Annotated in this window: 8 protein-coding genes; 6 read left to right on the top strand and 2 right to left on the bottom strand. The window is 72.6% G+C overall.

Translation table 11 applies throughout. From position 1 onward, the window contains the following. Positions 1 to 482 precede the first annotated feature (482 nt). On the top strand, positions 483 to 932 hold the full coding sequence (locus tag ACZ573_RS18665; protein WP_471305133.1) for a PTS sugar transporter subunit IIA: 450 nt from the start codon (positions 483 to 485) through the stop codon (positions 930 to 932). Between the two features lie 74 nt (positions 933 to 1,006). Further along, positions 1,007 to 2,677, top strand: coding sequence for a phosphoenolpyruvate--protein phosphotransferase (gene ptsP, locus ACZ573_RS18660; protein WP_390802543.1), 1,671 nt, complete (start codon positions 1,007 to 1,009; stop codon positions 2,675 to 2,677). A 70-nt stretch (positions 2,678 to 2,747) separates the two neighbouring features. Here ptsP and ACZ573_RS18655 read toward each other — a convergent pair whose 3' ends face one another. Both ACZ573_RS18655 and ACZ573_RS18650 read right to left on the bottom strand, forming a co-directional pair. Further along, entirely contained in the window at positions 2,748 to 3,677 is a 930-nt protein-coding gene (locus ACZ573_RS18655; RefSeq protein WP_471305131.1) for a hypothetical protein, read from the bottom strand. A gap of 63 nt (positions 3,678 to 3,740) precedes the next feature. Further along, positions 3,741 to 5,717: an acetoacetate--CoA ligase gene (locus ACZ573_RS18650; RefSeq protein WP_471305129.1), complete on the bottom strand. Its 1,977-nt coding sequence runs from the start codon at positions 5,715 to 5,717 to the stop codon at positions 3,741 to 3,743. Positions 5,718 to 5,938: 221 nt separating this feature from the next. Here ACZ573_RS18650 and ACZ573_RS18645 point away from each other — a divergent pair, with 221 nt between their 5' ends. The 4 genes from ACZ573_RS18645 to ACZ573_RS18630 all read left to right on the top strand — a co-directional run bounded on the left by ACZ573_RS18645 (position 5,939) and on the right by ACZ573_RS18630 (position 9,773). Then, positions 5,939 to 8,287 (top strand): glycoside hydrolase family 31 protein, encoded by a 2,349-nt coding sequence (locus ACZ573_RS18645; RefSeq protein WP_471305127.1) that lies wholly within the window; start codon positions 5,939 to 5,941, stop codon positions 8,285 to 8,287. A 196-nt stretch (positions 8,288 to 8,483) separates the two neighbouring features. Beyond that, entirely contained in the window at positions 8,484 to 8,969 is a 486-nt protein-coding gene (locus ACZ573_RS18640; RefSeq protein WP_471305124.1) for an SRPBCC family protein, read from the top strand. After that, positions 8,966 to 9,310, top strand: coding sequence for an ArsR/SmtB family transcription factor (locus ACZ573_RS18635; protein ID WP_390802548.1), 345 nt, complete (start codon positions 8,966 to 8,968; stop codon positions 9,308 to 9,310). The genes ACZ573_RS18640 and ACZ573_RS18635 overlap by 4 nt, the downstream gene beginning before the upstream one ends. Before the next feature lie 25 nt (positions 9,311 to 9,335). After that, positions 9,336 to 9,773 (top strand): SRPBCC family protein, encoded by a 438-nt coding sequence (locus tag ACZ573_RS18630; protein WP_471305121.1) that lies wholly within the window; start codon positions 9,336 to 9,338, stop codon positions 9,771 to 9,773. The last annotated feature ends 164 nt before the right edge of the window (positions 9,774 to 9,937 follow it).

Raw genomic sequence — 9,937 nt, 5'->3', positions numbered from 1 at the left:
CTCCGGGCTTTCGTTCTGTTCTTGCGTTTCCGACTCTATCAGACTCTTTCGTGTCCGACTTCCTCGGCGCTTTCCAGGTATTCGCTTTCGCGTTTTCCCTTTCCGGCGGTTCCGACTCTATCAGCGGTTTTCCTTCTCCCTGACCACTCTCCGCATTACCGAAAAGGCATACGAAAAGATGGGGGATCAAGATCGATACTGAAGAGGAGGAGTCCCGTCCATCGGCCGTTCGCGAGAAGTTCACACGAGGCGTCCTGGCGGGAGTCACGACAGTACAGCTCTGGGGGTGCCCAAGCAAATCGATTCAGGCGTATGGTCTAGTCCACCGGTCTAGTCCACTAGTCTCCGTGCCAACGGAGACGTCCGGATCAGGACCTACATCGGGCGAACCCGAACATCTAGTGCCATATCCTTCTGAAGAGTACGCCGTTCGCGACAGGTAGTGACGGCGACACGAAGAGCCCCACCCCTGGGAGGCCCCCATGACCAGCGTGACGTCCCCACTTGCCGGGCGCGCCATCGGACTCGCGGCAGTGCCCGATCCGGTGTTCTCCGGCGCGATGGTGGGACCGGGCACCGCTATTGATCCCGTGCGTGAGCCCTCGGAGGCGGTGTCCCCCGTCGACGGTGTGGTCGTCTCCCTGCACCCGCACGCGTACGTAGTCGTCGACGGCGAAGGGCACGGTGTACTCACGCACCTCGGGATCGACACGGTCCAGCTCAACGGCGAGGGCTTCGAGCTCCTCGTGAACAAGGGCGACACCGTGACCCGCGGCCAGGCCGTCATCCGCTGGAACCCGGCTGCTGTCGAGGAAGCCGGCAAGTCGCCGATCTGCCCCGTCGTGGCGCTGGAAGCGACGGCCGACTCCCTCTCCGACGTCGTCGAATCCGGCGACGTGAAGGCTGACGACGCTCTCTTCAGCTGGCAGTGACGCGTCTGCCTCTACGGGCGAGTCGTACATCCACCGCGGCGGCTCGGCCCGCCGCTCAATCGGAGACGGGTGAAATGGAGACAACGCTGCGAGGCGTCGGCGTGAGCCACGGGGTGGCGATCGGCGAGGTGCGGCACATGGGCACGGCGGTTCTGGAGCCGCCGGCCAGGCAGATCACCGCGGATGAGGCGGCGCGCGAACAGGGGCGCGCCCGTCAGGCCGTGAGTGCCGTGGCGGCCGATCTGATCGCGCGTGGCCAGCTGGCCGGTGGCGAGGCCCAGCACGTGCTCGAGGCCCAGGCGATGATCGCCGAGGACCCCGAGCTGATGGCGGACGTCGACCGGCGGATCGCCGTCGGCAGCACCGCCGAGCGCGGTGTGTACGACGCGTTCGCCGCGTACCGCGACCTGCTCGCCGGGGCCGGCGAGTACATGGCCGGCCGGGTGGCCGACCTGGACGACGTACGCAACCGCATCGTGGCGCGGCTGCTGGGTGTGCCGATGCCGGGCGTGCCCGACAGCGACGAGCCGTACGTGCTGATCGCACGGGACCTGGCTCCCGCCGACACGGCGCTGCTCGACCCGGCGCTCGTCCTCGGTTTCGTGACCGAGGAGGGCGGGCCGACCAGCCACAGCGCGATCCTCGCGCGGGCGCTGGGCGTGCCGGCGATCGTGGCGCTGCCGGGTGCCGGTGAGATCGCCGAGGGCACCATGATCGCGGTGGACGGCAGCACGGGTGACCTGTTCGTGGACCCGTCGCCGCAGAAGCGGGCCGAGCTGGAGGCCGCGGCCGCCGAGCGGAGGGCGGCTCTGGCCGCGTCGTCCGGTCCGGGTGCGACCTCCGACGGTCACAAGGTGCCGCTGCTGGCCAATGTGGGCGGTCCCGCGGACGTGCCGGCCGCCGTCGAGGCGGGGGCGGAGGGTGTGGGTCTGTTCCGCACCGAGTTCCTGTTCCTGGACGACAGCAAGAAGGCGCCGTCCGAGGAGAAGCAGATCGAGTCCTACCGCAAGGTGCTCGAAGCCTTCCCCGAGGGCCGTGTCGTCGTGCGGGTGCTCGATGCCGGCGCCGACAAGCCGCTGGACTTCCTGACGCCGGGCGACGAGCCCAACCCGGCGCTGGGTGTGCGCGGGCTGCGCTCGCTGCTGGACCACCCGGACGTGCTGCGTACGCAGCTCACCGCGCTGGCCAAGGCGGCCGAGGGGCTGCCGGTCTACCTCGAGGTCATGGCCCCGATGGTGGCCGACCGGATCGACGCCAAGGCCTTCGCGGACGCTTGCCGGGAGGCCGGTCTGAAGGCGAAGTTCGGCGCGATGGTGGAGATCCCTTCGGCCGCGCTGCGGGCGCGCTCCATCCTCCAGGAAGTCGAGTTCCTGTCGCTGGGCACGAACGACCTGGCCCAGTACGCCTTCGCCGCCGACCGGCAGGTCGGTGCCGTCTCGCGCCTCCAGGACCCGTGGCAGCCGGCGCTGCTCGACCTGATCGCCATGTCGGCGGATGCCGCCAGGGCGGAGGGCAAGAGCTGCGGTGTCTGTGGCGAGGCCGCTTCCGATCCGCTGCTGGCCTGTGTGCTGACCGGTCTGGGTGTCACCTCTCTCTCGATGGGTGCCGCTTCGATTCCTTATGTGCGGGCGACGCTCGCCAAGTACACGCTGGCCCAGTGCGAGCGTGCCGCGGCGGCGGCTCGGGCGGCGGACAGCGCCGAGGAGGCCCGGGTGGCCGCGCAGGCGGTGCTGTCCGGCGAGTAGCCGGAGGGTGTGGTGCGGTTTCGAGGGGCCTTCGCCGGTGGCGAGGGCCCCTCGGTCCGTCCCGGAGCGGTCAGTGGTGCGGCCCGGGTGCGTCGACCTCGTAGCCCGGGCAGTATTCGACGCCCGATTCGGGGGCGACGGGTTCTCCGGTGTCGGCGTCGGTGCAGTAGGCGTTGAAGACGGCCGCGGCCGACAGGGCGGTGAGCCGGCCGCGGTCCAGGCGCCAGCCGTGGACCCGGTCCGGGCGCCCCTCACCTGTGGTGCGGACCACCAGTCCCCCGGTGCCGCCGAGGGCGAGTCCCGCGGCGAGGACCGTCACGAAGTCGAGGCCTTCCCGGCCCTCGATGCGGGGCGGGGTGTCCGGGTCGCCGGTGGTGTCGGCGTGCAGGACGGCGACGAGTTGTCGTGCCTCGGTCGGGATGCTGCAGACGAAGTGGTGGTGGCCGGGGCCGGCACCGGCCACGAGGCGTTCGAGGGCGTCGGAGGCGCGGTCGAAGGAGGCGTGGCCGATGTCCTCGCCGCAGTCCGCGCAGTGGCCGACCTCGGCGAGGAGACCGGTGGCGTACTCCCAGGTGGCCTGGCGGACGGCTTCGTCGACGAGGAGCGGGACGAGCTCGTCGATGGGCTGGCCGCTGTAGGGCAGGAGGGCGCCGCTGCCGGCCAGCTCGGCGGTGAAGCGGGCGCGGGTTTCCGCGGTGTCCGGGTCGAGGCCGGTCTCCCCGCAGAACTCGGCGTACTCCTCGGGGTCGAAGAGGGCGACGGTGGTGTGGACGCCCTGGGCCGCGCGGGACCTGAGCAGGCCGTCCACGTGGTGGAGGTAGTCCTGGTGGTCGTCGAAGGTGAAGCTGCGGTAGCCGCGCATGGCCGCGAAGTCCCCGGCGTCGGCCAGGAGGCCGATGGTGCCGGGGACCTCGCGGCGCAGCAGGCGGCGCCGGTCGGTGGTGCGGGTGCGGCTCCGGTGCGTGCCCGTGGGCGTACCGGTGTCGTTCTTGCGTGGCATGACTCCCCCTGAGTGTCGCAATCACTTGCTCACTCAGAGTAATCATCGCCACTGACAGTGGCCTCAGTCGCGGGTGCGGGCCAGCTCCTCGTAGAAGTGGAGGAGGTCGAGGTTGTCGACGGAGCCCGGGTTGACCGCCTTGGCCAGGGGGGCGCCCTGCAGGAGGCGCTTGACCGGGACCTCGATGCGCTTGCCGGTGAGGGTGTGCGGGATGCCGGGGACCTCGATGATCTCGTCGGGGACGTGGCGCGGGGAGAGTTCCTCGCGGATCGTCGCCTTGATCCGGGCGCGCAGGTCGTCGTCGAGGGTCGCGCCCGGGACGAGGTGGACGAAGAGCGGCATCCAGTAGCCGCCGTTCGGCTCCTCCAGGCCGATGACCAGGGATTCCTTGATCTCGGGGAGGCGTTCGACGGCCTCGTAGATGTCGGCGGAGCCCATCCGGACGCCCTGGCGGTTGAGCGTGGAGTCGGACCGGCCGTGGATGATCACCGAGCCGTGGTCGGTGAGGGTGATCCAGTCGCCGTGGCGCCAGACGCCCGGGAACATCTCGAAGTAGCTGTCGCGGTAGCGGCTGCCGTCGGGGTCGTTCCAGAAGTGGATCGGCATGGACGGCATGGGGTTGGTGACGACGAGTTCGCCGACCTCGCCGGTGACCGGCTTGCCGGAGGGGTCCCAGGCCTGGAGGTCCGTGCCGAGGCAGGCGGCCTGGAGTTCGCCGATGTGCACCGGGAGGGTGGGGACGGCGCCCGCGAAGCAGCTGCACACGTCGGTGCCGCCGCTGACGGAGGCGATCCAGAGGTCTTCGGCGACCTCGTCGTGGAGCCAGCGGAAGCCGTCGGGCGGGAGCGGGGAGCCGGTGGTGGCCACGCACTTCACCGCGGAGAGGTCGAAGTCGCGGGCCGGGTGGACCTCCGCCTTGCGGCAGGCCATGACGTAGGCGGCGGAGGTGCCGTACAGGGTGGCGCCGGTGCGCTCGGCGATGCGCCACTGGGCGCCGGTGTCGGGGTAGCCGGGGCTGCCGTCGTAGAGGACGACGGTCGTGCCGGTGAGCAGGCCGGAGATGAGGAAGTTCCACATCATCCAGCCGGTCGAGGTGTACCAGAAGAACCGGTCCTCGGGGCCGAGGTCGCAGTGCAGGCCGAGCTGCTTGAGGTGTTCGAGGAGGATGCCGCCCTGGGACTGGACGATGGCCTTGGGGAGGCCGGTCGTACCGGAGGAGTACAGCACCCACAGGGGGTGGTCGAAGGGGACCGGCTCGAAGACGGGCTCGGTGTCGCCCGAGGTCAGCGCCGACCAGTCGAGGGCGCCGGCGGGGGCGGGCGTGCCGAGGAGCGGGATGTGGACGACGGCGCGCAGCGAGGGGAGGTCGGCGCGGAGCTCGGCGACGGTGTCGCGGCGGTCGTGCTCCTTGCCGCCGTAGCGGTAGCCGTCCACGGTGAACAGGACGACGGGCTCGACCTGCTGGAAGCGGTCGAGGACGCTGCGGGCCCCGAAGTCGGGGGCGCAGGAGGTCCAGACCCCGCCGACGGCGGCGGTGGCGAGGAGGGCGACGGCGGCCTCGGGGATGTTGGGGAGGTAGCCGCTGATCCGGTCGCCGGGGCGGACGCCGAGGGCGCGCAGTTCGGCCGCGAGCGAGCCGACCTGGCGGCGGAGCTCGGCCCAGGTGACGGGGACGGGCTCGTGGGTCTCGTCCACGTACAGCAGGGCGGGGTCACCGGCGCGGGCCGGGTCCTCGGCGGCGCGCAGGGCGTGCTCGGCGTAGTTGAGGGTGGCTCCGGTGAACCACTGCGCGCCGGGCATGGACCGGTCGGCGAGGACGGATGCGTACGGGGTGGTGAAGCGGACGTCGAACCACTCGGCGACGGCCTGCCAGAAGGTGTCGAGCTCGTCGACGGACCAGCGGTGCAGGGCGGGGTAGCCGCCGTCGGCGGGGGCTCCGTGGCGCTCGGCGGCCCAGGCCTGGAAGGCGGTGATCCGGGCCGCTGCGATCCGGTCGGGGCCCGGCGCCCAGAGGGGTTCCGGCTGCGTGGCTGAGGTCATGGGTCGGCTCCCGGTCAAGTCTGCGGCTCGCGCTTCGTGTGCGTACGGTGCCGTCGCGCGGGGGTGTGGGCGCGGCGGCTCACAGGGACCATGCCATGTGATCGTCCCCTGCACCAGGGCTGGCCTGGCGGGTCGGGTGATCGGCGCGGGGGCGCCGCTGCCGGGTGAACGGCAGTTGAACGCCGTCCCTTCGGCCGGGGGCCGGTGGCAGGGTGAGCGGCATGAACGGTCGTGATCTGGTACGTGCGGTGAAAGACATCGGTACGGAGCGCGGTCGGCGCGCCTGGCGCTCGGCCTGGCGTCACCGGCGCTCGGACGCGGTGGGGCTTCCGCGCCGGGCCGCGGAGCGGGCGCGCGTGCCCGGGCTGCTGACCGGTACGCAGGCCCGGCCGGGCGGGGGCGTGCTGCGGTTCGCGCGCTCCGAGCTGCTGGTGCGGGTGACGGTGGGCGGCGCGGTGTTCTGGAGCTGGGACGGGGCCGGGCCGACGCCCTCGTACGCGGTGGTGGGCGACGGCCCCGAGCCGGATCCGCGGGCCGTGCTGGAGCCGGACACCGGGGGCGGCTGGCGGGTGGTGTCGGAGCGGGTGACGGTGGCGGTGTCGCGGCACGGGGCCCTGGAGGTGCGTACGCCGGGCGGGACGGTGCTGCGGCGGGAGGCGCCGCCGCGGTGGTGGGAGCCGGTGGATCCGCGGATGGGCGCGGCGCGGTGGCTGCAGCGGAGCGAGGTGCCGGCGGACGCGCGGTTCTTCGGGCTGGGCGGGCGGGCCGCGGGGCCGCGGCTGCGGGACGGGGCGTACCGGCTGTGGAACACGGATCCGAAGGGGGGCTTCGGGCCGGGGGTCGATCCGCTGTACCTGACGATGCCGGTGCAGCTGGTGGTGGCGGATGCGGGGACGCATCTGGTGTTCCACGACAACTCGTGGGACGGGCGGGTGGTGCTGCGCGAGGGTGAGGAGGGTGCCGGTTCGGGGGCGGACCGGCCGGGGGCGAGCGAGCTGCGGATGGAGGGCGGGCCGCTGCGGTGCTGGGTGTTGGTGGGAACGCCGGCGCGGGTGCTGCAGGGGTGGTCGGGGCTGACGGGCGCGGCCGCGGTGCCGCCGGAGTGGGCGCTGGGGTACCAGCACGCGCGGTGGGGCTTCGGGAGCGCGGACGAGGTGCGGCGGGTGGTGGCGGGGTACGCGGCGCGCGGGCTCGCACTTGCGGCCGTACACCTGGACATCGATCACTACGACGGGCACCGGGTGTTCACGGTGGATGAGGGGCGCTTCCCCGATCTGCCGGAGCTGTCCAGGGAGTTGGGGGAGCTGGGGGTGCGGCTCGTGTCGATCGTGGACCCGGCGGTGAAGGCGGGCGACGGGGTGCACGCGTCGGGGCTGACGGTGGGGCCGGGCGGGGCCTTCGTACGGGACGCGCGGGGCGGGGAGGTGCGCGGTGAGGTGTGGCCGGGCGAGTGCGCCTACCCGGATTTCACGGATCCGGCGGTGCGGGAGTGGTGGGGCGGGCTGTACGAGGAGCGGCTCGCGCAGGGCTTCGCCGGTTTCTGGCACGACATGAACGAGCCGGTGTCCTTCGCGCCGTTCGGGGACACGACGCTGCCGAGGTCGGCGCGGCACGCGCTGGACGGGGCGGGCGGTGACCACCGCGAGGGGCACAACGTGTACGCGCTGGCGATGGCGCGGGCGGGGTGGGAGGGGCTGGTGCGGCTGCGGCCCGCCGAGCGGCCGTTCCTGTTCTCGCGGTCGGGGTGGGCGGGGATGCAGCGGTACGGGGGCACGTGGTCGGGAGATGTGGAGTCCAGCTGGGAGGGGCTGCGGGCCTCGCTGGCGCTGGTGCTGGGGCTCGGGCTGTGCGGGGTGCCGTACTCGGGCCCGGACGTCGGCGGGTTCGGGGGGTCCCCGTCGCCGGAGTTGTACGTGCGGTGGCTGCAACTGGGGGCCTACCTGCCGCTGTTCCGGACCCATTCGGCGATCTGGGCGGGGCGGCGGGAGCCGTGGGAGTTCGGGCCGGAGGTGGCGGAGCAGGCCGGGGCGGTGATGGCGGAGCGGGAGCGGCTGCGGCCGTACTTCGTGACGCTGGCCCATCTGGCGCGGCGGACGGGTGCCCCGTACGTGCGGCCGGTGTGGTGGGGGACGCCGGAGGAGCGGCGGCTGCGGGACTGCGAGGACGCGTTCCTGCTGGGTGACGCGCTGCTGGTGGCGCCGGTGCTGGAGTGCGGGGCGGACCGGCGGGCGGTACGGCTGCCGCGGGGGCGCTGGTACGACACGGCGACGGGGGCGGCGTACGAGGGCCCGGGCCAGATCCTGCTGGACGCGCCGCAGGGGCGGATCCCGGTGCTGGCGCGGGCGGGGGCCGTGCTGCCGGTGCGGGCCGCCTCCGGGGACGGGGTGGAGCTGGAGGTCTGGGCTCCGGCGCGGGGGCGCACGGGGGGCGGGGTGGTGATCCGGGACCCGGGGCCGGGCTTCGCGGCGGGCGAGGTGGAGCGGTACACGGTGCGGTGGCTGGGGGACGCGGTGGTGGTGGAGGACGAGGCGGGGAACCCGGTGGAGGGGGTCACCGTACGGGGCCTGTAGGCGCCCGGGGCCGGTGACCGCAGCGGGCCGGTGACTGTAGGGGGCCGGTGGCCGTAGGAGCCGGTGGCTGAACGGGCCCGTGACCGCGGGAGCCCGCGGTGCCGCTGCCGCCCCCCTCCTCCGGTGGATGCGCAACCATTTGTTGCGCATCCACCGGAGGAGGGCTAGCTTTATATGCAACCGAAGGTTGCGAAAGATGGGGACGGTCATGGAGTACGGGAGCATCGAACGCGAGCTGCACGTCGACGCCTCGCCCGAGGTGGTGTTCGAGGTGCTCAGCAGCCCCGAGCACATCCGGGAGTGGTGGAGCGCCGAGACCACCGCGTTCGATCCGGCCGCGGGCGCGACGGGCCGTCTCACGTGGACGGACCAGGACACCGGCGGGCACCAGGCCGCGCCCTTCACGGTCGTCGAGGCCGACCCGCCGCGGATGTTCTCGTTCCGGTGGACCTACGACGAGACGGAAACGGAGGCGGCGGGTCCGGGCAACTCGCTGCTGGTGACCTTCGAGCTCGTCCCCGCGGGGACGGGCACCACGGTCCGTTTCCGCGAGAGCGGCTACCGCGAGCGGGGCTGGGAGGCCGCCGTGCTCGAAGCCCACTACAACGACCACCGGCAGGGCTGGGACTTCTACCTGCCGCGCCTGGTCGCGACCGCCGACCGGCTGGCGGCCGCGCGATGAGCACCGCCGTCGACGACGACCTGTGGTCCGCGATAGGCGACCCGACCCGGCGCCGGATGATCGATCTCCTGCTGGCCGACGGCCAGGGGACCGCGACGACCCTCAGCGCGCACCTGCCGGTGACCAGGCAGGCCGTGACCAAACACCTGGCCGTGCTCGACCGGGTCGGGCTGGTCCGGTCGGCGCCGGCGGGACGGGAGAAGCGCTATCAGGTGGACGAGGCCCAGCTGGCCCGGGCCGTGGCGCAGCTGAACTCGGTCGGCGAGATGTGGGACGCCCGCCTGCGGCGCGTCAAGAGCCTCGCCGAAGCGATCCAGCGGGCCAAGGACGCGCAGAAGTGACACGGAGAAGTGAGAGGAGAGCGAGATGGTGGACATCCTGCACCGGGTAGGCATGACCGCGACCCCGGAGAAGGTGTACGAAGCGCTCACGACGGTCGAGGGCCTGGCCGCGTGGTGGACGACCGACACGAGCGGGGACGGCGACGGCATGCTGCAGTTCCGGTTCGGCGACGTCGGCGGCTTCGACATGAAGGTGCTCGACCTGCGGCCGAACGCACGGGTGCTGTGGGAGGTCGTCGACGGTCCGGCCGAGTGGGTCGGGACCACGGTGAGCTTCGAGCTGGCCCAGGACGGCGAGTGGACGATCCTGATGTTCGCGCACGCGGGCTGGCGCGAACCGGTCGAGTTCATGAACCACTGCAGCACCAAGTGGGCGATCTTCCTGATGAGCCTGAAGTCCCTGGTGGAGACGGGCTCCGGCGCGCCGCATCCGCGCGACGTGCAGATCAGCAACTGGCACTGACGCCACCGCTGCTGGGCCCGAGGCTGCGCGCAGCCTCGGGCTCAGGGCGTCGGGCTCAGGGCGTCGGGCTCAGGGCGTCGGGCTCAGGGCGTCGGGCTCAGGGCGTCGGGCTCAGGGCGTCGGGCTCAGGGCGTCGGGCTCAGGGCGTCGGGCTCAGGGCGTAC

This window comes from Streptomyces sp. NPDC040545, from assembly GCF_055595065.1.
Note: the sequence above shows the minus strand (reverse complement) of the source record. Positions and strands in the feature narration are given on the sequence as shown.

What these genes read in the sequence shown, in the direction of transcription:
- ACZ573_RS18665 (WP_471305133.1), top strand. Translation starts at nt 483, where the DNA reads ATGACCAGCGTGACGTCCCCACTTGCCGGGCGCGCCATCGGACTCGCG.
- ptsP (WP_390802543.1), top strand. Translation starts at nt 1,007, where the DNA reads ATGGAGACAACGCTGCGAGGCGTCGGCGTGAGCCACGGGGTGGCGATC.
- ACZ573_RS18655 (WP_471305131.1), bottom strand. Translation starts at nt 3,677, where the DNA reads ATGCCACGCAAGAACGACACCGGTACGCCCACGGGCACGCACCGGAGC.
- ACZ573_RS18650 (WP_471305129.1), bottom strand. Translation starts at nt 5,717, where the DNA reads ATGACCTCAGCCACGCAGCCGGAACCCCTCTGGGCGCCGGGCCCCGAC.
- ACZ573_RS18645 (WP_471305127.1), top strand. Translation starts at nt 5,939, where the DNA reads ATGAACGGTCGTGATCTGGTACGTGCGGTGAAAGACATCGGTACGGAG.
- ACZ573_RS18640 (WP_471305124.1), top strand. Translation starts at nt 8,484, where the DNA reads ATGGGGACGGTCATGGAGTACGGGAGCATCGAACGCGAGCTGCACGTC.
- ACZ573_RS18635 (WP_390802548.1), top strand. Translation starts at nt 8,966, where the DNA reads ATGAGCACCGCCGTCGACGACGACCTGTGGTCCGCGATAGGCGACCCG.
- ACZ573_RS18630 (WP_471305121.1), top strand. Translation starts at nt 9,336, where the DNA reads ATGGTGGACATCCTGCACCGGGTAGGCATGACCGCGACCCCGGAGAAG.